Origin of the sequence: Micromonospora sp. CPCC 206061 (assembly GCF_036906915.1) — a bacterium.
GTDB lineage: Bacteria > Actinomycetota > Actinomycetes > Mycobacteriales > Micromonosporaceae > Phytohabitans.
Genome location: NZ_JBAKHX010000034.1, coordinates 61965 through 82531, shown reverse-complemented (window position 1 = coordinate 82531; position 20567 = coordinate 61965). Strand labels below are relative to the sequence as shown.

Below are 20567 nucleotides of genomic sequence, written 5' to 3'. Positions count from 1 at the left end.
GACACTGCAACGCTGATAGATCGGATCGACCACAAGCGGCGGGCTCGGCACAACACCGAGCCCACCCGCGTCATCACGGAGCCGGGTGTCGGCTAGAAGACAGGTGGTAACGCCGGTCGGCGCCGGTACGCCCTTTAGGACAAGTGGCCGGGGTAGGTGCAGCTGCCACCCAGCTGCAGGGTCTACGGCGCCCCCCAAACGCCGAAGAGCCGCCCTGCCCCGGTCCACACCTCGATACGACCAACACCTGCGCGCGGGGCCCGCAAGCCGGCATCTGGGCGTCGGCCGTGACGGTGGACAGCAGGTCGGCCACCTCGTCCAGGGTCTGCTCCGGATACAGCCAGTGCCCGCCCAGCGTGCGCTCGGGCTCGGCGACCAGACCGCGCCGTTCGTAGTAGCGCAGGGTTTGCAGGTTTACCCCTGCCGCAGCGGCAACCTGCCCGGAGCGCAACCCACCGGTCACGGCTGGACACCCACTGCGGCCGCCCGATCGGTGAGGGCGTCGAGGACGTCGACCTGCGAGTCCGGCACCGCCACCTCCAGCAGTACCTGCCCCTGCGAGGCGGTCAGGGTGAAGGTGAAGAATCCGCAGCACCCGGTCTCCCGCACCACCAGATCCGCCGCTCGTGCCGCGATCTGGGGATCCGGCTCCAGCTCCAGCCGCGACCGGGTCCGGTCGACCCGATGAACCGACCGCACCCCGGTCGTGAACAGGTCGTCGAACTCCGCCAACCGCAACGGACGCTCGACGGTCGGCAACGTGCACGCGTCCGGTGTGAACGCCCCTGGGGCACTGATCTCGGTCATGGCTTCACGGTAAACCCGTACCTAGGTACCGGATGCAACTCCGCAGCGGGTGGTGAACTGCTGGGAGCGGGGAGCGCGGATGGCTGTCACCTCACGGTTGCGCCTGCTTCGGCAAGGTGAGAATTTCGGCTCCGTCGTTCGTGATGGCGATCGTGTGTTCACTGTGCGCTGTCCGGCAGCCTGTCGCGCTTCGGAGTGTCCAGCCATCGGCGTCGGTGACGAGCTCGGCGGTATCCGCCATGACCCATGGTTCCAACGCCAGCAGCAACCCAGGGCGCAGCCTGTATCCGCGGCCGGGCCGCCCCGTGTTTGAGACGTGCGGGTCCTGGTGCATCGTCGATCCGACGCCATGACCGCCGAACTCGGTGTTGATCGGATATCCCGCCTCGGTGAGGACCGAGCCGATCGCATGGGAGATGTCACCGATGCGGGCTCCGGGACCGGCCGCGGCTATCCCCGCGCTCAACGCGCGCTCGGTCGCGTTGATCATCGCAACGCTCTCCGGGGGCCTTACGTCGCCCACGATGAAGCTGATGGCCGAGTCGGCGACGACTCCGCCTTTGGAGACGGCGAGGTCGAGCGTCAGCAGGTCGCCGTTGGCGAGCGTGTAGTCGTACGGCAGCCCGTGGAGCACGGCGTCGTTGACTGACGTGCAGATGTAGTGGCCGAACGGCCCGCGTCCGAAGGACGGCTCATAGTCGACGTAGCAGGACTGCGCCCCGGCCTCGGTGATCATGTGGTGGGCCCAGAGGTTGATCTCCAACAGGTTTGTGCCGACTGTGCTGCGGCTCTTCAGGGCCTGCAGCATGTCGGCGACCAGGGCGCCGGCGTCCTTCGCACGCAGCAGGTCGGTGGGGCCCAGGATCTCGATCATGCAGCGCCTTCCTCACGCGCCCAATAAGTATCCCGGCCATATTATCCCGGTATTAGAATCGGAGCCATGGTCAGACTGCCACTCAGTCCCGCAGAGGTGGAACGCGGACAGCGCCTCGGCGCCCTCCTGCGACGCGCCAGGGGGGAGAGGTCGATGCTCAACACCGCGCTGGACGCAGGCGTCTCACCGGAAACCCTTCGGAAGATCGAGTCCGGTCGCGTAGCCACCCCTGCCTTCCCGACCATCGCTGCGATCGCCGACGTCCTCGGCCTTTCCCTCGACGCGGTGTGGTCAGAAATCAAGCAGTCAGACGGCGTGGCCGCCCTCGCGAGACCAGCTCGCAACGCGAGTGAGCGGTTGGCCTCGTAAGCCTCGACCCCGAGGAGTCGCGTGCTGAAACCGCGCGGTAGTCGGCCAGCCGCTAAGCCGCGACGGCCGCGGCGTGCCGGCCCAAGTCCGCCGCATCGCCACACCGTTCCGCAGCCGGAGGACGACGCGGCTGCCTACCAGCGCAGGATAGCCAGCTCCTCATTTTGGCCGCCGCGCACCGCGCGGATCCGGCGCCCGGCTTATCGGAGCGGGCGGAAGCAGGACCGCACCTCCTGAACGAAGAGTTCTGGCTGCTCGAACGCGGCGAAATGCCCGCCCTTGGTTGGCTCGTTCCAGTAGTGGATGTTGGCGAATCGCCTTTCCGCCCACCGACGTGACGGTCTGGGGTTCTCCTTCGGGAAGATCGAGCAGCCGGTCGGTGCCGTTACGACGTCTGTGGTGCCGCTTCTGAACAGCTGCTGCACCTGCCTGAAGCTCTCCCAGTACAGGCGGGCGGACGAGGCTCCCGTCCCCGGCAGCCAATAGAGCATGAGATTGTCCAGAAGCTCGTCTCGCGTGAAGACCGACTCCAGATCACCGTCACAGTCGCTCCAGGAGCGGAACTTCTCGATGATCCAGGCACACAGCGCCGCCGGCGAGTCGACCAGACCGTAACCGACGGTCTGCGGCCGGGTCGACTGTTCAAGCGAGTAGCCGTCCTCCCACTCACCGGCGCGCCGCAGATCCTCCAACGCACGTCGTTCGGCGTCGGTGAGCGCATCGAAGGTGGCCGGATCCGGTGCGGCCAGCGGGGGTACGAGGTGGATACCGACAACCTGGTCGGGGTGCTGCTGGGCGAGGCTGGTGCTGATGCTGGTTCCCCAGTCGTGCCCCTGCGCGCCGTACCGGCTGTAGCCGAGCCGATTCACCAGCTCGCTCCAGCAGCGGGCGATCCGGTCGACGGTCCAGCCCGGCTGCTGAGGCTTGTCACTGAAGCCGTAACCGGGCAGGGACGGGCACACCACGTGGAAAGCGTCCGATGCGGCACCACCGTGCGCCACGGGATCTGTCAGCGGCCCGATCACCTTGACGAATTCGACGACCGAGCCCGGCCAGCCGTGGGTGAGCACCAGGGGGAGTGCCTCGGCATGCGGTGACCGCACGTGGATGAAGTGGACACCCAGGCCGTCGATCGTGGTGCGGAACTGGGGCAGGGCGTTGAGGCGCTCCTGCCGTACCGGCCACTCGTACTCCTCGGCCCAGTACCGGCAAAGCTCACGTAGATAGTCGAGCGGAACTCCCTGGGACCAGTCCTGGACCGGCCCTGGCTCGGGCCACCGGGTCCGGCGCAGCCGATCCCGAAGATCATCAAGAACACCCTCGTCGACGGAGATACGAAAGCTGGCGACCCGCTCAACCAAGATTCAACCCCTTCGGTGATGCCAACGTACCGTTCTGCCCGCGTGCTCCAGGTCGTCCGTACGACCTAGCTGGGTATTCCGACGCCGGTTGCTCGGCGGGACGGATCAGCCGCCCGGCGGCCAGGATGCCGACCGGCACCGCCGCAAGCACCGCGCCGGGTAGGACGGACATCCCGTCAGCCGCCCAGCTGCTGCCGGCGACCGCGAAGAGGATGTTGGACGCGAACATCGACAGCATCAGCGCCACCCCTGCGGCCAGAATGCCCAACACCGGGCCGCCGAGTACCAGCAGGGTCACGACCACGGCGGGCGCCCACTGGCGCCGTGGCGGCCGGGCCAGGATGACACCGAGGACCACCAATGCCAGCGGGCCGGTGAGAAGCATCCCGAAGATAGTGAACTCGTACGGCACTCCGGCGCCAGTCGCGGCGCCCCAGGCACCGAGCAGCACCCCGGGAACGGCGATCAGTGCGGCCAGCCGAGGCCCGCTCAGTTGCCTGGGGCGGGCCGCCGCGGCGGCGCATCCGGCGACCGCCGCGAACATGGCAACCAGGATCGCGGTTACGCCCGCGAGTCCAACCGGCAGATACGCGTGGTTGACCGCCGGCGTGCCCTGCTGGAGCAGGAGCGGCCCGCAACAGGCGGTAACAGCTGCCCAGGTGAGTCGCCTCCGTACGAGCAGGACGTCCATGGCGTCGCGGGATCCAACGATCCACCAGGCGACCGCCGCCGCCACGGCCGCGGCGGCGAGTGCGGCGCGAAGTCCGCCCGCTCCGGCGGCGTCCGCGCGGGCCAGGATCCCGTCGGCGGCCAGCAGGCCGATCGTTTGCACGATCGCAGCGAGCGGTGCGGCGCGCCGGTCGGCGGCGGTCAGCAGCAGGCCGAGCGCGGCCAGGGTGATGCTTCCCCAGCGCAGCTCGCCCACCCACATGTACAGCTCGCCATCGCCGCCGGGCATCGGCGCCGTGTGTCCCACCATCGGCATCGCGGGCGTGAGGAGCGCCAGTGTGTACGCCCACGAGAGCAGGCCGGCCAGATGGGCCACTGGACCGATGACCGCGGCGGTCACCGGGAGCACCCGGACCGACGGCGTTTGGACGATGGCCGGCGGTGACACGGGTGGCCCATCCAACAAATGCTGCTTCGACCGGGCCGCGCCGAGTCCGTATCCGAGCGCCAGGCAGGTGAGCACAAGCAGGGCGACCGGGTACCCGTCGATGGCGTTGAGCAGCGAGAGCGCGTCGGGTGTCAGATACCACGAACCGCCTTCGAGGGACCGGGCCCGGCCGGAGACGAGCATCGGCGCCCAGAGCAACGCGGTCAACGGACCCCTGCCGCCGCCAACTGTCCCCGGCAGCGCCGCCGCCGTGGTAGCCAACTCCACGACCAGTGGTGTGCCCGTCATCGCCAGTATCGCGGCGAGCCACCGGCGGCCCCGAACGGCGAGCCGCACGACGGCCACCGCCAGCGCCGCGGCCAGCAAGGCCCAAGCCAGCGCACCCACGCCGAGGCTGGCGGCGATACCGCCGCTGTCGGTGATGTGGTGCTGGCCCATCACCGACACCGCGAACGCCACCGCAAGAGCAAGGGGCGCGACGGCCGCCGATCCGGCCGGCCCGAGCCGTCCGCTCCCGGCCCACCGGACCGGCATGCGGACGCCCAGCCGCCAGGCCGCGACCGTGACGATCAGCAGGACCGGTAGGGACGTTACGACGGTGACGGCCGCGCCGACGGGCCATCCGACGTCAAACCCGAGCAAGCCCAGGATCCATTCGCCACCGGACCGGACGACGCCGCTGAGCGGGCCCGCCGCCAGCACCCCGGCGAGCACGAGTATCAGCATCGGCCGCAGCCGGCGGCCCGTTTCGGGCAGCCCCTCCCGCCAGCCGCGTGGCGCACCGTTTTCGTCCTCGATCGGCGAGGCGGCGGCGAGGCTGAACGCGAACCGCAGTTGCCTCACCGCCCGCCGCTCGCTGCCCACCGTCTGATCGCTTCGCAGCGCGTGCAACTCCGCGGCCCACTCCCGGGCCTGCTCGTCCCGCACCTCCGCGGGCCACCGTCGCGCAGCCAGTCGCAGCAGCGCCACGGCGACCCGGTCCACGGCGTTCACGCAGACCCCAGTGACATGGTCGTGGTTGGCGCGGTGACCGGGCCCTTCGGCTCGTATCCGCGCGTCAAGCTTTCGTAGAGGGCCGCCACCGCCGTGCGCGCGGCCACAGTGCCGTCCGGAGTCAGCCGGTAGTAGCGCCGAGGGGGTCGCCCGGCCACCACCGGGTCGATTTCCTCCCAGTGCGCGGACACCCAGCCGGCCCGCTGCAGGCGCAGCAGGATCGGATAGAGGGTGCCGCTCGGGTGGCCGGTGGCTCGCATCAGGTCCAGGCCGTATCGATCCGTGTCCGGATCGGCGAGCAGGACGGCCAACACCTTCGCCACTGCGGCGGTCACACGCACGTCTGACGCCATTCTCGGTACTCTACATAGGGCATAGCCGGATATCTACATAGGGGGCCGATGGCCGACGGCGGGGTGATCCTGCCGGCCGCCAACACCGTCCTACGCGAAGCCTGAAAATGATGAGATGACGATGTCGTTCCCCTCGCCGATGGATCCGGCTGCAGGGCGCGCTGAGGTGTTCCTGCGGTATCTCGACTTCTTCCGTGACTCCGTGGTGTCGAAGGTGTCCGCGCTGCCCGATGCCGAGCTACGCAGCAGCCGGTTGCCGTCGGGGTGGACTCCGCTTGAACTGCTCAAGCATCTGCGGTATGTCGAGCTGCGCTGGATCGAATGGGGGTTTCAAGGGCGCGAGGTCGACCAGCCGTGGGGGGATCGACGCGAGGACCGGTGGTACGTCGCGCCGGAAGAGACCCGGGATGATTTGGTGGCTGCGTTGCGGGCGCAGGGGACGCATACCAGTGCTGTCGTTGCCGGTAGCGACCTCGCCGCGGTTGGCGTTCCCGGGCCGCGGTGGGAAGGCGCGCAGCCACCACCGCTGGAACGGGTACTTTTTCACCTTCTACAGGAGTACGCCCGCCATCTCGGACACCTCGACATCGTGGCCGAGCTCGCCGGCGGTCCGGTCGGCGAGTAGGTCCGCAGTGTCACTGGCCTGGCGACGTGACGAAGTTCCTGTCGTGGTAGACGAGTCGACCGCTGTCCGGTCCGTGGAAGACCTCGATCACCTCGGCGACGATGAGCGTCGCGTCGCCGACCCGCACCAGGTGCAGCGGCCTGCCACGCAGTGCGGCGACCGCGCCGCGGAGGATCGGCTCTCCTGAGGGCAGGGTGCTCCATCCCTGTTCGGGGGTGAAACGCGGTCCGTCCGGGCGGGAGAAGTGCCGTGCCAGCCGCGCGTGCTTCGACCCCAGGAGGTGGACGACGAAGCTTGACGCTTCGAGGATGGCCCGGGCCGACCGACTCTTCGAAACCGAGAAGGACAACGCCGGTGGCGCGAGCGACACCGACGCGACGCTGGACGCGGTCAGCCCCACCGGCCCGTCCGGTCCGGCCGCGCTGATGAGCGCGACGCCCGTCGGATAGCGGCGAAAGGCGGCCTTTCCGGCTGGAAAAGGCTGGACCGGCACGAGATCGATCTCGGCCGGCCACACGGTCGCAAGCGCGTCAAAGTCGTACCCCGCGACGAGATGATCGGCATCAGCAACCGGTCCTCATACAGGAACCCGGCTGGTCTAGTGGCGCTGGAAGACGAGCAGCTGGCTGGTCTCGTACTGAGGCCCGTCGCCGAGTGAGGACAGCGCTGCCTCGATTCTGGCGAAGCCCGCTCTGGCGGCCTCCTCGCTCATGTGCTCGAAGACCGAGACGGCGCGCAGCTTCAGCCGATCCAAGTCTTCGGCCAGGTTCGCCGAGCGAAGCCAGGTGACTTCATCACGAGACACGAGCGTCCACCCGGCGCCTTCGAAGTCACTTCTCACCTCTGCCTCAGACCGGAACTGTGCCGTGTCGACCTTCTTCCATTCGGGCATGACGCGGAACCACCACACGTCAGGCATCCTGTCGGCGAAGTTCGTCTGCACGAAGAGCTTGCCGCCCGGCTTGACGACGCGGCGCAACTCCTGAGCGGCAGCTTCGCGATCGACCACGTGGTGCCAGACGAAGAACAGCAAGGCCGCGTCGCACGAGGCATCTGGCAGCGGGATCTGCTCGCCAGACCCGGCCGCATACGTGACGGCGGGATGGCCGGCATGGGCAATGGCCTGAGCACGCATCTTGTCTGACGGCTCGACTCCACGGACGGGGCCGCCGAAGGCGCTCGCCAGCGAGGGGGCCATGCGGCCGGTACCCGAGCCCAGGTCGAGCCAGGCCAGCGGCCGTGTCCGCGGCAGGTGGCGAGCGAACGCCTCCATCCACGTTTGGAGCGCGTCGGACGACATCCGCCGGCCGGCGGTGTACACGGTGTGCAGGCGTGCGTCGTAGTCGACCTTCTCCATGGCGCCTCCAAGTTTGGCCTGATCGATCCAGCAAGCGCGACGACAGTCAAATGTAAGCGCCCAACCAGAAGATGGCGTGCATGAGGCGGATGAGCGGAATCGCGCGCACATGCGCTGTGCTGGTGGGGGTGGCTGCGCTCCTGGTCGCCGGCGGCGCCGCGCCGGCACAGGCGGCGACCGCGACATACGATCAGTTCTCGCGCATCTTCGAGCGCAGCGCCGGGCAGTTCTGGTCGGGCGGTCAGGCCGCCGGCCAGTGGACGTGGAGCCCGCGCTCGGCCACCGAGTCGGGAATCACCTGGGGCGATCCCGCTACCTGGCCGCCGGACCGTGCGGAGGAGTTCGTGCGATCCGGCGACTGGGTCCTGCTCGACGGGTGGTCCGACAACGGCACCTACTACACGCAACGCGTCACCCGGGAACTCATCGGCGACGCCCGGTGTGAAAACCTGCGGCCGCTCCCATCCGAAGGCGGGCGGCAGCACTACGTACAGTGGACGGTCCCGGGCCAGGCCTATTGCCTGAAGGCATGGGGCACCATCACCGAGCGGTCCAGCGGCAAGGTCATCGACTTCGGGCACACCCAGATCTGGTCGCCGCCGGCGGCGTGCGCCAACCAGTACCTGGGTGCCCAGATCTGCGTGAAGCAGTGGGAGTCGTGGTGGGACAACAATGGTCGTCCGGGCCAGCCCATCACCCGCATTCTCGACCGCGAGCAGTACCTAGCCAGGGGAGTCGGGATGGCGTTCGTCGTCCAGCAGTTCTACCCGAAGCCGTGGCGGGCCGACCTCCGATACCACTGGACCTGGACGCCCCCGGAGCTCTGACCCCTGGACCAGCGCATACATTGCCGGCCGGCGGGCAAATCCTCGGTATTGCGGCGGCGAAACGCCCTGCCCGATTCCTATCGAGGAGAACCAGTGCAGACACGCGTACGAGCCCTCGGGCACCCGGTACACCAGATGCTGGTGGTGTTTCCGCTCGGGCTCCTTGTCACCGGTACGGTCTTTGACCTGATCCACATAGTCAGCGACAACGGCACGTTCGCCGAGGTCGGTTTCTGGATGATCTCCGCCGGCATCATCGGCGCGGTGCTCGCCGCGCTCACCGGCTTCGCCGACTGGACCAGCATCCCGCGCGACACCCGCGCCAAGCGCGTCGGCGCCCTGCACGGCGCGCTCAACGCGGTCGTGCTCGTGCTCTTTGCCATCTCGTGGCTGGTTCGGGTGGGAAGCACCAACCACGCCGCCGGCGGCGGCGCCTTCACGCTGGAGGTGATCGCGGTCGCGATAGGCGGCGCCTCCGCCTGGCTCGGCGGTGAGCTTGTCGACCGGCTCGGCATCGGCGTGCACGAAGATGCCAACCCGGACGCCCCAGCTCGCTGTCTGGCACCAGCACCCGGCGCCCCGCGACTGGAGGGCCCCGCCCCTCTCACCCGTGACCCACGTCGAGGCGCGGCGGCAGATAGGCACGACCGGTGTGAATGGATGGCATGCCCGCGGGTAGAACAGCGGCCCGACAAGCAACCTTTCCAGGTTAGGGGCATACGAGATGACGGATATCACCACGTCTCGTTCACCTTCGGGCGGCCAGGAGTCGACCGGGCAGGTGGCGAAAGAACAGGCCGCGAACGTCGGGCACACCGCCGCGCGAAGCGGCGGGCAGGTGCTGCGGACGGCGGCCGAACAGGGCCGGCAGGTCGCGGGGGAGGCCGGTGACCGCGCCCGGCAGTTGTACGGCGCGGCTCGCGACGAGCTGCGTGGTCAGGCCAGCGAGCAGCAGCGACGCGCCGCGGGCGGGCTGCGTTCGGTCGGCGCCGAGCTGCGGACGATGGCGGATCAGGGTGGCGGATCAGGTCCGGCCACCGACCTGGCCCGCCGCGCGTCGGGCACCATCGACCAGGTTGCCGGCTGGCTGGAGGATCGCGAGCCCGGCGCGGTGCTGGGCGAGGTCAAGCGGTACGCGCGGCAGCACCCCGGCGCGTTCCTGGCCGGCGCGGCGCTGCTCGGCGTCCTCGCTGGCCGGCTGACCCGCGGCTTGGCGGCCGATGCCGGCGGGGGCACGGACTCTGACGGCGGAGCGGCGAGTGGCGACGGCGGATCGCCGGCGGTCGGCACCGCCGCACCGGCTGAGCCGCTTCCGGCGCAGGGAGTTCGGCCGTGAGTCCGGCGGCCTCCGATGTGAACGAACCGCACCCGGATGTGGCACAGCGCTCCTTCGGCGACCTCATGGGCGAGGTGGCCCAGGACTTGTCCACATTGGTCCGGCAGGAGATGGAACTTGCCAAGGCCGAGGTGCGCGAGGAAGCAGCCAAGGCGGGCCGGGCCGCGGGTGCGGTCGGTGCGGCCGGGATCGCCGGCCACATGGTCCTGTTGTTTGCCTCCGTCGCCCTCTGGTGGGCGCTGGCGAACGGGATGGACGAGGCATGGGCCGCCCTGATCGTCGCCGTCATGTGGGCGCTCGCGGCGGCCATCCTCTTCGCCGTCGCCCGGGCGCAGCTGCGGCGCGTGCGCGGCCTGACCCGTACTGCCGCGACCGCCAAACAGATTCCGGACGCCCTCAAGCCAGCCCCAGGAGGCTCTCGATGAGCACAGACCCGGACCAGATCCGGCAAGAGATCGCCCGTACCCGGGAGAACCTCAGCGACGACGTCGACGCGCTGGCCTACAAGGCCAGCCCCCGGCGAATGGTGGAGGACCGCAAGCGGCGCGTCAGCCACGCGGTGCACCGGGTGACCGACAGGGTCATGGGCACCGCCTCTCAGGCCGGTGAGACGGCCTCGGACCGCGTCTCGTCCGCGGCGTCCGCCGTGGGTGACGCGGCAACGGCCGCGCCGCAGCAGCTGAAGCAGCGGGCCGAGGGCAACCCCATCGCGGCGGGCATCATCGCGTTCGCCGCCGGCTGGCTCGTCTCGTCCCTGCTGCCCGCCACCCGCCGCGAGCAGGAGGCGGCCAGCCGAGTCAAGGAGACGGTCCAGGACCACGGCGACACGATCAAGGAGGAGGTCGGCGGCGTCGCCCAGGACATGCGCGACAACCTCCGCGAGCCCGCGCAGGAAGCGACCCAGGCGGTCAGATCGACCGCTGAGGAGGCGATCGGGACCGTCAAGGGCGAGGCCCAGACCGCGGCGGACGACGTCAAGGACGAGACCCGCAACGCCCGCGAACAGATCCGCTCATAGGACGGGGCGCAGCACCGGCCGACGGTCCTCGCGACAGTCGGCCCGGTGCTGCGCCTGTGCACGTCCACGGCGCCCGTCACCTGAGAGCTGGCCGGTCCGACGGAAGCCGGGAAGAGTTCGTCGGGCGCGACCTGCGTGCCCTGTGGTGCGCGACGCAGCCGGCCAGCGCGGCCAGGTACGCGATCAGTAGCAGTGCCGGCCAGCTGGCCAGCACCCGCGGACCGGATGCCGTCGCGGTTACGGCGAGCACGGCGATCACCGCCGCGGCGCGGACGAGCAGCATGGCGTACTCCCTCAGAAGCCGACCAGAAGCAGGGCCGCCCCGACCAGCAGGGCCGGGATGGTGGTGACGACGGTGGCCAGCGCAGCCGACCGGTGGCGCAGCGTGGCGAGCGGGATGAGTGCGTCGCCGTCCTGGCTTACGGCGTTGGCCGCGAGCGTGGGCAGGGGCATGGCCCCGCTGACGTACAGGCCGGTGAAGACGATCTGCACCGCGCAGCCGGGCACCAGCCCTACCAGGGCCCCGGCGACCACGCCCGCGACGCCGACCAGCGGCAGCTCGGAGCCGTCCAGGCCGGTCGTGCGGGTCAGCACCTCCCAGCCGACGTATGCGACGGCCACCCAGACGGTCACGAACGACGCCTCGTGCGCGCCGTGGCGCAGCATTTCGCCCACCGACCGGGGATGCGAGCTCTCCACGGTGTCGTCGGCGAATCGGCCCCGCCCAGCCGTGAAGATCACGACGGCCACGAGCGTGCCCGCAACCCCCAGGACGAGGTAGGGGTCGACCCCGCGCAGCACGGCGGAGACCCGGTCGGGGTCGAGCATCTGGAAGACGATGGGCACCGACACCAGGAAGGCGGGCGTGGTGAGGCCCCAGAACGCCGTGGCCATCACCGGCCGCCGGTCACCCGCCGGCGCGGCGGGCGGGGATTCGGGTACGAGCGCCGTCGGTCGGGCCGGATCGACCCGAAGGGCGTCCACCGCGTACCCGGTCACCAGCCCCACCGCGAACAGCAGTGCGTGGATCCGCAGCGCGAAGCCGGGGTCCCAGGCCAGCACCACCCACGAGGAGTCCCCCATGGTCGCCGCGAGCGCCGCGATCACGGTGCCGTAGGAGACGCGGCCGCGGGCGTACAGCGGCATCAGGATGATCGCGCCGCCGCAGCCAGGGCTGACCCCGAGCAGCGCACCGACTAGCGGCCCGAACCGTGGCCGGCGGACCAACGCGTCCGTCACCCGGTCGCCGTACCGCCAGCGCAGCCAGCCGAAGACGACGACCAGGACGGCGACGTAGACCCCGACCTGCATGAACGCGTCGGCCATCGGACGCGCGAGGTAGTCGATCACCGTTCAGCTCCTCCATGACGGCCCCGGCGGGCCGCCCGCCGCTCGCGGGCGGCCCGCCGCTGGAACTCAGGTGATGGCGTCCTTTACCTTGCCGAGCAGCCCGTCCGGGCCCGGCTGCGTGCCGTAGAGGCGCGGGTCGCCGGGTGGGAGCTGGGGTGCGCCGGCGTGCGCGACGGCTTCCTTCTGGTACGTGAACTCGCCCTTGCCGTCCGGGCTAGGGCCGGAAGCCCACCGTCCCTGCGCCGCTTCGTCGCCTTCGGAGAAGTCGATGTACCGGTACGCGAAGTCGGTCTCCTGCTCGGCGTCCGGGAACGCCTCCGGTACCGGCATGTCCTCCAGGCCGTCCTGCTTGAGCTGTTCGATGGCGGCCAGCCACATGTTCTGGTGCATCGTGTCGCGGGCGAGCAGGAAGCGCAGCATCTGCTTCACGCCCGGGTCATCGGTCATGTTGAACAGCCGCGCCACCTGCAGCCGCCCCTGTGCCTCCGCCGTGACGTTGAGCTGGAAGTCGGCCATCAGGTTGCCGCTGGCGGTGATGAAGGAGCCGTTCCATGGAACCCCGTTGCTGTCGACCGGAAGCGGCCCTCCGCCGGCATGGATGTAGTGTGCGGGCAACTGGCCGGCGTAGATCGCCGCGAGCATCGGGTTGTCCGCCGCGGCGGCCTCCTGCTGCGACAGCGGCGACGCGTCCAGCAGCCGGGCGATCATGGTGCAGATCATCTCGACGTGGCCCATCTCCTCGGTGCCGACGTCGAGCAGCAGGTCCTTGTACTTGCCGGGAAGGCGGCAACTCCAGCCCTGGAACAGGTACTGGTTGGCGACCGTCAGCTCGCCCCACTTGCCGCCGAGGATTTCCTGCAGCCGGCGGGCGAACTCCGCGTTCGGGCCGTCCGGCTTGGCCTCGAACTGAAGGTCCTTGACATGGCGGAACATCCGCGTCCTCCTCGTGCGTCGGGTTGTGATGACGCCGGATACCCCTGTGCCGGGCCTTGTCGGGCCAGCCCGCGGCCCGCGGGTGCCAACCTCGTCAGGCCGCCGGGCGCCGCCGCGATGGGCAGGGGAGAAGGACTCGGATCGCTACGCCTGTGCGAGTGCGGCACACGGTGACCGTGCCGCCGTCGACCGCGACCAGTTGGCGGACGATCCACAGGCCCATGCCGGACGTGCCGGCCGGCGGCGTGGGGCGGCGCAGCGCCGCCTCGACGGGCGAACTGTCCAGCCCTTCGTCCTGCACGAGGACGGCGACACCGCCGGCAACGGCTTCGAGCCGCAGGACGACGGGCCCCTCCGGCGGCCCGTGCCGGACCGCGTTGTCCAGCAGGTTGATCAGTACCTGGCGGGTGCGCCGCCCGGCGACCGGGCGCGCCAAGACCCGTTCGTCGACTCGGAGCCGCAGCCGCCGCGGTGGCACGACAGCCGCCACGGCGGGCAGCAGCCGACCGATCGGCACCGGCTCGTCGGCCAGCGGTGACCCGTGCAGGCCCTGGGCCACCTCGGTCGCCTGGCTCAGCACCGAGGCCAGGTGCCCGGCTTGTTCCTGTGCCAGGCGGGCGACCGCCTGGCGGTCGGTGTCCGCTTCCTCGGCGAGCGCCCGGGTCAGCGACTGCAGCGACCGCACCGGCGTGCCCAGCTCGTGGCAGACCGTCCGCAGCAACAGTCCCGCGCCATCCGCCGTACCCGTACGCGCCCGCTCGGCGGGCCAGCCCGCGACCGCGACGCCACCGGCCGCCAGGCCGAGCACGAACATCAACGGCTCGGTGTCCACTGTGGCGGCGACCAGCACAGCCAGCGCCACCACCACCGAGAACGCGCGCCTACACCTCGCCACCCACATGCGTGGTCCCCTTCCGTGCATGTTCGCCGCTTCACTGGGAAACGCCGTCATGTGTCCGCTTCGCCAGCCATCCGCATCGCCGTGGTCGACGATCATCCGCTGTTCGCCCAGGGCCTGGAGCTGTTGCTGCCGGCCATGAGTGGCGGGCGGGCGCGGATCGTGGGGGCCACCGCGGACGCCTCGGCGGCGGTCGCCCTGGTCCGCCGGTGCGTACCCGACCTCGCCCTCGTCGACCTCCACATGCCGCCACCGGGCGGCGTGCGCGCGATCGCCGCGATCCGGCGTGCCGAACCTCGTCTACGCCTTGTCGCGATGTCCGGCACGGACCGCACCGATCTGGCCGTCGAGGCTCTGCGCGCCGGAGCGGACGGATATCTGCCGAAGACGAGCGAGGCCGAGCAGCTGATGCCGCCGCTGCTGGCCGTCCTCGACGGCTGGGCGGTCCTGCCGGTCGACCTGCTGGCCGCGGTCCTGCATCCGGTGCGTACGGCTCGGCCGGCGCCAGCGGATCTGGACGCCGAGGAGCGCCGCCTCCTGCGCCTCATCGCGGCCGGCCACAGCACCGCGGACATCGCCGTCGAATTGCGCGTCTCGGAACGGACCGTCAAGCGCCTGACCGCCTCTCTACTGCGAAAGCTGCGCGTCTCCAGCCGTACCGAGGCGGCGGCGCTCGCCGGCACGACCGGGTTGCTGCAGCCGTAGGTCGCGTCGAGCCGTCGCCGGCCGATCGAACGGCGGCGTGGGCAAACCCGGGTGGAAGGTGGCTCAGGGTGTGAACACCGAGTCCAGCGGCAGCACGTGGGTGGCGAGGTGGTCGGTGACCAGCTCGTCGCGTTCCATGCGGTCGAGCAGCATGGGGATGTAGCGCTGGCCTTCCAGTGGCTTGTAGACGGTCAGCACGTGCCAGCGGGTGTCGCCGCACGCGCGCCGTTGGCGGCTCCTGATGGCAAGAGCGCCGCCCACGATGGCTGCTCCGGCCGCTCCGAGCGCGCCTACGAAACACCTTTGATCAAGTTCATCCGGGTTCACCCCCAAGGACCCTGGGGATACCCCTGGGAATCCGGCCAAACCTCCGGCGCGAGGTTTTGCGAAATGGCGCTATCGCCGTCCTAGCCCGTCACGCCGAGGTGACCTGCTCGTGCGCGCCTCCCAGGCCGAATGTGGGGTCGTCGATGAGGAACCGCCAACCGCCGTCGGGCTGCCGTCGGGCGAGCTCGCCGCTGTTGCCCGAGAAGGCGCCACCATTGCCGGTGAAGGCGGCGGACATCAGCGCGTAGTCGCCGTGGACGATGACTTTGCGGGTGTTGCCGTCGAGGTGGTCGATCGTGGCGACGAGGCCGGTCAGCATGGCTCGCAGCGCCTGCTCACCTTCCAGCCGGCTACCGTCGAGGCCCACCGTCAGCGAGTCCGGCTCGTAGAGCGCCATCAACGCGTCGACGTCCTTGTTGTTGACTCCTTCCTTGAAAAGCTCGTGCAGGTCTTCGGGGCGTTGTGCGTATGTCATGGCGGCGACGGTAGGCGGCCGGCCCGTACGCCAGTACCCCGCGGACGGGGGATAGCCTGGGCGCGTGAACGCCGCCCTCCGAGCCCGCGTTCGCGACAAGGCGGAGCGGGTCGCCGAGTCCGCGCCCGACGTGGCCAGCCTGCTGAGGGACGCGGCCACCGCGGCGCGGCAGGCGGTGCCGGTGGAGGGCTGGTGCGGATTCACCCTCGACCCCGAAACCTTGGTCAAGACGGCGGGCGTGCACGAGGCCGGCCTGTCACCGGCCCTACTTGGGCGCCTGCTCGATCTGGAGTACCGGCACGACGACGGCGACCGCTTCGCGGACCTGGCGCGAAGCCGCCGGCCGGCGGCGGTCCTCGCCGCGCCCGACGGTCCGGCGCGCATCGCCCTCGCGATCGAACGCAGCCGACCCGAGTCGACCGCCGCGCTCGCGCTGGACGGTTACGGCCTGTCCGCGCGGGAGCGCCAGATCGCCGAGATGCTGATCGCCGGCCGGAACACCGCGCAGGTGGCCGCCAGCCTGTTCCTGTCTCCGCACACGGTCCGCGACCATCTGAAGTCGATCTTCGTCAAGACCGGTGTACGCAGCAGGCAGGAACTGGTCGCTAGCCTCGTCCGCCTGTGACGCCCGCGCGTCCACGGAAGTGACGTTCGGCCCCACCGCGCCCACGGTGGGGCCGGAGCATGTACGGGCGAGCGTGTTTAGGTCTTGCTTAATTAGGTTTTGTCGATGTAGCTACCGGGAACGGCTGCGCCACCGATGGCATCCCCTCTGGAGGCGTACATGCAGAACGTTGTGGCCACCGCCGTCCCGGCGCCACCTCGGCGGCGTAGACGGCTCGCCGCGCTGGCAGCCGGCGTCGCGGCGGCGGGCCTCATCGCGAGCCTCGCGGTGACGTTCACCGGGTCCGCTCAAGCGGCCGCCGGCATACCGCTGGTCAACCCGGCGACCGGCCAGTGTCTGGACGTCGCCGGCGCGGCGACCGCCGCCGGTACCGCCGTGGGCGTGCACCGCTGCCACGGAGGCGGCAATCAGGACTGGGAGTACGTCGAGAGCCAACTGAGGGTCTACGAGGCCACCCCGATGTGCCTGGACGTGCCCAACGCCAGCCGCGAGCCCGGAGTCGCGTTGATCATCTGGAACTGCCACGGCGGCGCCAACCAGCGCTGGCGGCTGGAGGCCGACGGCTCGATCCGCGGCGTACAGTCCGGACTGTGCCTGGCGGCGTCCGGCGCGGTGGCCAGGACGGCGACCTGTGACGGCTCGGCCGCCCAGCGGTGGACCCGGTCGAACGGCGCCGACACGCAACCGCCGACCCCACCGAGCGGGCTGCGCACCAGCGGACTCACCTGCACCTCCGTCACGCTGTCGTGGTCGGCGTCGACCGATGACGTCGGCGTGGCCGGCTACGACATCTACCACGACGGCCAGTTCATGCTGTCGGTCGGCGGCACGGCGCTGTCCACGCCGTTGACGTTGACGCCCGGCGCGCGGTGGGGGGTCTACGTCAACGCCCGCGACGCCGCTGGCAACGTCTCGCAGGCCAGCGAGACTCTCGACCTGCAGGTGCCGCAGTGCCAGAACGACACCGAGCCGCCCACGGCCCCGGCCGGGTTGGCCGCCGCGGCCAGCGGCACCAGCGTCACGCTGACCTGGCGGGCGGCCAGCGACAACGTCGGTGTCGTCGGCTACGACGTCTTCCGCGACGGCACCAAGGTCGGCTCGGTCGCCGGCACGGTCACCACGCTGACCGACAGCGGCCTGGCCGCCAACATCCGGTACAGCTATCACGTCGTGGCCCGCGACGCCGCCGGCAACGCCTCACCCCGCAGCGACACCGTCCAGGTGACCACCGGAGCGTCATGCGGCAACCCGGTCTGCGCGGTGCGCCAGGTGGCGACCGACACCGACATCCCGTGGGGACTGGTCACGCTACCCGACGGCGCGATCCTCTACGGCCGCCGGGACGCGCACGACATCGTCCGCCTCGACCCCGGTACCGGCGCCAAGAGCACGGTGGGCACCATCGCGAACATCCAGGGCACTGACGGCGAGGGCGGCCTGATGGGCCTGGCGATCTCGCCCACCTTCGCCACCGACCGCTGGCTGTACGCCATGCACACGTCGCCGTCCGACAACCGGATCGTGCGGATCAAGGTGACCACCGCCAACCGGCTGGACGCCGCGTCGCTGCAGGTGCTGGTCACCGGCATCCCGCGCAACAAGTACCACAACGGTGGCCGGCTGCGCTGGGGCCCGGACAACAAGCTGTACGCGGCCACCGGCGACGGGCAGAATACGGGGCTGCCGCAGAACACCGCCAGCCTCGCCGGCAAGATCCTGCGGATCAACCCGGACGGCAGCGTGCCCGCCGACAACCCGTTCGGAAACCATGTGTGGAGCTACGGCCACCGCAACCCGCAGGGCATCGCCTTCGACTCCCAGGGCCGGCTGTGGGAGCAGGAGTTCGGCAACAGCGTCATGGACGAGACGAACCTCATCGTCCGGGGCGGCAACTACGGGTGGCCGGCCTGCGAGGGCACGTCCGGCAACTGCAACCAGGCCGGCTTCATCGCGCCGAAGTACACCTACAGCACCGCATCCGCCTCGTGCAGCGGCCTGACCGTGGTCCGCGACGCGGTCTACATCGCCTGTGCCCGCGGCGCCCGGATGTACCGGGCGGTGATCAGCGGCAGCAGCCTCACCAACGTGACGCAGTACTTCAACGGCACGTACGGCCGGCTGCGCACGGTCGAGCCGGCGCCAGACGGCGGCCTCTGGCTGACCACGACGAACACCGGCGACAAAGACAGCACAGCGAACAACAGCAACGAACGGATCCTGCACGTCCAGCTGGGAAGCTGACCCCACGTTGAGGGCCGCCGGGGCCCGGCGGCCCTCAACCACGGCTGCGTAAGCCGAGTCCTTACGAACCCCTGACGTGCCATCGTTCTCCTCATCGGCCGACGGACCGACGCCGTACCCCATCGCGTCATCGGCGTTTCTCGCCGTCCGCGTCGAGTGAGGGGAAAGTGATGAGTCCTGGAGCAATCCGAACACGGTCTCGGGAGTTTCGGATCCTGGTCGTGTTCCTGGTGCTGGCGGCGACCGCCGCGGTCACCGCGAGCATCGTGTCCAGTGCCCGCAACGGACAGGCGTTCGCGGAGGCGGCACCGCTGTCGAGCTTCGTGTCGATCCGGGACGTCGCGCCGAACGTGAAGGCGCCACCGACGCGGCGAGGCGGCTCGACCGGCGTCTTCACCGTCGACTGTGGAACGAACGAGAACGGGAAGTTCAGCCCGGACAATCCGGTCGCCCAGCCCGGGGTCCGCAACGGCGCCCAGCACGTGCACGACTTCGTCGGCAACCTGTCGATCACCGCCGACTCCAGCGACGAGAGCCTGGCCGCGTCCGACACCACGTGCCGCAACGGCGACAAGTCGTCCTACTTCTGGCCGGTCGTCCGCATCGACCGGACCGCGAACCGGCAGGCGAACCCGGTCGGCGCGGACGCCGGAACGCTGAAGGCCGCCGGTACGCCGTCGATGAGCTGCCCCACCGTCGCGGACAAGCTGCCCGCCATCTCGGCGAGGGCGTCGGCCGAGGTGAAGCGCAACCTGGAGCTGCTGGACAAGCAGATCGCCGAGGCGAATCAGCGCATCGTCACCACGCGGGGCCAGGGTGGGCCGAACTTTGTCAACAACGCGATCCTCGGGCCGCTGCGGGACAAGCGGGTGGCCACGTTGGACCGGATCGCCATCGCCATCGGCCGGGAGGGCACCCGACCCACCGGGCTGGTCTCACTCGCCGACTGCGATCTGAGCTACGACGGGGCCCACGCCGGACACGCCAACCAGGGCGCCGCGGGCGCACCCGCGGCCAACGCGGTCACCCCCTCGGTCAACTGCCCGACCGTCCGCGACAGGCTGTCCGGCGTGCCGGCTTCCGCGGTCGACGAGGTGAACCGCAACCTGGAGCTGCTGGACAAGCAGATCGCCGAGGCGAATCAGCGCATCGTCACCACGCGGGGCCAGGGTGGGCCGAACTTTGTCAACAACGCGATCCTCGGGCCACTGCGGGACAAGCGGGTGGCCACGTTGGACCGGATCGCCATCGCCATCGGCCGGCAGGGCACCCGACCCACCGGACTGACCTCGCTCGCCGCGTGCACCCTCAACAACCCGCCGCCGGCGAACCCGCCGAGCACGCCCAGCACCGACGCCAGCGAACTGCCCGGCGTGCAAGGCCCGAACCTGGAGATCGCCGGCAACATCGGCGGGATCGTCCGGCCGGCGAGCGTGAAGATCGAGTACCGGGGCAACCCGACCACGAAGGTTGTCCCCATGCCGCGGTTCCTGCGCGCGCTCACGGGTGAATCCAAGCCGACCAGCAGGGGCCCAGCCAACGCCCGCAACTCCTGGACGTGCAGCGGCTTCGCCGACCGGCTGTCCGACAAGTACCCGATCTGCCCGGCCGGCAGCCAGGTCATGCGGGTGCACGACTTCCCGAGCTGCTGGGACGGCGAGAACATCGACAGCGACAACCACCGCGCCCACATCTCCTTCCCGGACGCGAACACCGGCGCCTGCCCCGCCGGCACCCGTGCCGTGCCCCAACTGCGGATCAGCATCAGCTACGACATCCCGGTCGAGGTACAGAAGAAGGGCCAGTACCAGCTCGACTCCTTCCCCGAGGAGAACCACAACCCGTCCTCCGACCACAACGACTTCCTCAACGTCAACTCCACCCGCCAGATGGCCAAAATCGCCAACTGCGTCAACACCGGTCGCCGCTGCCAGTGACGTCGGTGCGCGGGGTCCCGGCTCGGAGAGCCGGGACCC

General features: G+C 70.2%; 25 protein-coding genes. 11 read left to right on the top strand and 14 right to left on the bottom strand.

The features are described from left to right. Positions 1-73 precede the first annotated feature (73 nt). The 3 genes from V6V89_RS22655 to map form a co-directional block, all read right to left on the bottom strand. On the bottom strand, positions 74-463 hold the full coding sequence (locus V6V89_RS22655) for a MerR family DNA-binding transcriptional regulator (protein WP_334621240.1): 390 nt from the start codon (positions 461-463) through the stop codon (positions 74-76). Then, positions 460-807, bottom strand: coding sequence for a hypothetical protein (locus V6V89_RS22650; RefSeq protein ID WP_334621239.1), 348 nt, complete (start codon positions 805-807; stop codon positions 460-462). Before V6V89_RS22650 ends, V6V89_RS22655 begins: the two co-directional genes overlap by 4 nt. Before the next feature lie 91 nt (positions 808-898). Continuing rightward, positions 899-1681 carry a type I methionyl aminopeptidase gene (gene map / locus V6V89_RS22645; RefSeq protein WP_334621238.1) on the bottom strand — a complete coding sequence of 261 codons (783 nt, stop codon included), beginning with the start codon at positions 1679-1681 and terminating at the stop codon, positions 899-901. A gap of 66 nt (positions 1682-1747) precedes the next feature. On the opposite strand from map, the gene V6V89_RS22640 reads away from it, so the two are divergent. Further along, the gene (locus V6V89_RS22640) at positions 1748-2050 is read left to right on the top strand and encodes a helix-turn-helix transcriptional regulator (protein ID WP_334621237.1); all 303 of its coding nucleotides are present in this window, start codon (positions 1748-1750) and stop codon (positions 2048-2050) included. A 200-nt stretch (positions 2051-2250) separates the two neighbouring features. Here V6V89_RS22640 and V6V89_RS22635 read toward each other — a convergent pair whose 3' ends face one another. From V6V89_RS22635 to V6V89_RS22625, 3 genes are read right to left on the bottom strand one after another with little or no spacing between them, the layout of a single operon-like run. Beyond that, on the bottom strand, positions 2251-3411 hold the full coding sequence (locus V6V89_RS22635) for an epoxide hydrolase family protein (RefSeq protein ID WP_334621236.1): 1161 nt from the start codon (positions 3409-3411) through the stop codon (positions 2251-2253). Further along, entirely contained in the window at positions 3404-5521 is a 2118-nt protein-coding gene (locus tag V6V89_RS22630) for a hypothetical protein (RefSeq protein WP_334621235.1), read from the bottom strand. The genes V6V89_RS22635 and V6V89_RS22630 overlap by 8 nt, the downstream gene beginning before the upstream one ends. Then, a complete protein-coding gene (locus tag V6V89_RS22625; protein ID WP_334621234.1) occupies positions 5518-5874 on the bottom strand; it encodes a PadR family transcriptional regulator in 357 nt (118 codons plus the stop codon). Before V6V89_RS22625 ends, V6V89_RS22630 begins: the two co-directional genes overlap by 4 nt. 115 nt (positions 5875-5989) lie before the next feature. On the opposite strand from V6V89_RS22625, the gene V6V89_RS22620 reads away from it, so the two are divergent. After that, positions 5990-6499, top strand: a complete 510-nt coding sequence (locus V6V89_RS22620) for a DinB family protein (protein ID WP_334621233.1) — start codon at positions 5990-5992, stop codon at positions 6497-6499. A 10-nt stretch (positions 6500-6509) separates the two neighbouring features. Here V6V89_RS22620 and V6V89_RS22615 read toward each other — a convergent pair whose 3' ends face one another. Together V6V89_RS22615 and V6V89_RS22610 are read right to left on the bottom strand one after the other, a co-directional pair. Then, entirely contained in the window at positions 6510-6992 is a 483-nt protein-coding gene (locus V6V89_RS22615) for a flavin reductase family protein (protein ID WP_334621232.1), read from the bottom strand. A gap of 105 nt (positions 6993-7097) precedes the next feature. Next, positions 7098-7856: a class I SAM-dependent methyltransferase gene (locus V6V89_RS22610; protein ID WP_334621231.1), complete on the bottom strand. Its 759-nt coding sequence runs from the start codon at positions 7854-7856 to the stop codon at positions 7098-7100. 128 nt (positions 7857-7984) lie between these two features. Between V6V89_RS22610 and V6V89_RS22605 the strand changes: the two genes are divergently transcribed. The 5 genes from V6V89_RS22605 to V6V89_RS22585 all read left to right on the top strand — a co-directional run bounded on the left by V6V89_RS22605 (position 7985) and on the right by V6V89_RS22585 (position 11037). Further along, the gene (locus V6V89_RS22605; RefSeq protein ID WP_334621230.1) at positions 7985-8683 is read left to right on the top strand and encodes a hypothetical protein; all 699 of its coding nucleotides are present in this window, start codon (positions 7985-7987) and stop codon (positions 8681-8683) included. Between the two features lie 93 nt (positions 8684-8776). Then, a complete protein-coding gene (locus V6V89_RS22600) occupies positions 8777-9574 on the top strand; it encodes a DUF2231 domain-containing protein (protein WP_334621229.1) in 798 nt (265 codons plus the stop codon). Beyond that, complete coding sequence (locus V6V89_RS22595) at positions 9522-10019, top strand: hypothetical protein (RefSeq protein WP_334621228.1); 498 nt, start codon at positions 9522-9524, stop codon at positions 10017-10019. The genes V6V89_RS22600 and V6V89_RS22595 overlap by 53 nt, the downstream gene beginning before the upstream one ends. Next, on the top strand, positions 10016-10444 hold the full coding sequence (locus V6V89_RS22590; protein WP_334621227.1) for a phage holin family protein: 429 nt from the start codon (positions 10016-10018) through the stop codon (positions 10442-10444). The genes V6V89_RS22595 and V6V89_RS22590 overlap by 4 nt, the downstream gene beginning before the upstream one ends. Further along, a complete protein-coding gene (locus tag V6V89_RS22585; RefSeq protein WP_334621226.1) occupies positions 10441-11037 on the top strand; it encodes a DUF3618 domain-containing protein in 597 nt (198 codons plus the stop codon). The genes V6V89_RS22590 and V6V89_RS22585 overlap by 4 nt, the downstream gene beginning before the upstream one ends. A gap of 76 nt (positions 11038-11113) precedes the next feature. Here V6V89_RS22585 and V6V89_RS22580 read toward each other — a convergent pair whose 3' ends face one another. From V6V89_RS22580 to V6V89_RS22565, 4 genes are all read right to left on the bottom strand, one after another. Next, positions 11114-11320 (bottom strand): hypothetical protein, encoded by a 207-nt coding sequence (locus V6V89_RS22580; RefSeq protein WP_334621225.1) that lies wholly within the window; start codon positions 11318-11320, stop codon positions 11114-11116. An 11-nt stretch (positions 11321-11331) separates the two neighbouring features. Further along, positions 11332-12387, bottom strand: a complete 1056-nt coding sequence (locus tag V6V89_RS22575) for a putative manganese transporter (protein WP_334621224.1) — start codon at positions 12385-12387, stop codon at positions 11332-11334. 66 nt (positions 12388-12453) lie between these two features. Next, positions 12454-13320 (bottom strand): manganese catalase family protein, encoded by an 867-nt coding sequence (locus tag V6V89_RS22570; protein WP_334621223.1) that lies wholly within the window; start codon positions 13318-13320, stop codon positions 12454-12456. Between the two features lie 94 nt (positions 13321-13414). Further along, positions 13415-14215, bottom strand: a complete 801-nt coding sequence (locus tag V6V89_RS22565; protein WP_334621222.1) for a sensor histidine kinase — start codon at positions 14213-14215, stop codon at positions 13415-13417. Between the two features lie 57 nt (positions 14216-14272). Here V6V89_RS22565 and V6V89_RS22560 point away from each other — a divergent pair, with 57 nt between their 5' ends. Continuing rightward, complete coding sequence (locus V6V89_RS22560; RefSeq protein ID WP_334621221.1) at positions 14273-14923, top strand: response regulator transcription factor; 651 nt, start codon at positions 14273-14275, stop codon at positions 14921-14923. Positions 14924-14986: 63 nt separating this feature from the next. On the opposite strand, the gene V6V89_RS22555 is transcribed toward V6V89_RS22560, so the two are convergent. Both V6V89_RS22555 and V6V89_RS22550 read right to left on the bottom strand, forming a co-directional pair. After that, entirely contained in the window at positions 14987-15184 is a 198-nt protein-coding gene (locus V6V89_RS22555) for a hypothetical protein (protein ID WP_334621242.1), read from the bottom strand. A 154-nt stretch (positions 15185-15338) separates the two neighbouring features. Next, positions 15339-15725: a YybH family protein gene (locus V6V89_RS22550; RefSeq protein WP_334621220.1), complete on the bottom strand. Its 387-nt coding sequence runs from the start codon at positions 15723-15725 to the stop codon at positions 15339-15341. Positions 15726-15789: 64 nt separating this feature from the next. On the opposite strand from V6V89_RS22550, the gene V6V89_RS22545 reads away from it, so the two are divergent. From V6V89_RS22545 to V6V89_RS22535, 3 genes are all read left to right on the top strand, one after another. Beyond that, entirely contained in the window at positions 15790-16350 is a 561-nt protein-coding gene (locus V6V89_RS22545; protein WP_334621219.1) for a helix-turn-helix transcriptional regulator, read from the top strand. A gap of 159 nt (positions 16351-16509) precedes the next feature. Further along, complete coding sequence (locus V6V89_RS22540) at positions 16510-18591, top strand: PQQ-dependent sugar dehydrogenase (RefSeq protein WP_334621218.1); 2082 nt, start codon at positions 16510-16512, stop codon at positions 18589-18591. 221 nt (positions 18592-18812) lie between these two features. After that, the gene (locus V6V89_RS22535) at positions 18813-20528 is read left to right on the top strand and encodes a DUF1996 domain-containing protein (protein WP_334621217.1); all 1716 of its coding nucleotides are present in this window, start codon (positions 18813-18815) and stop codon (positions 20526-20528) included. Positions 20529-20567 lie beyond the last annotated feature (39 nt).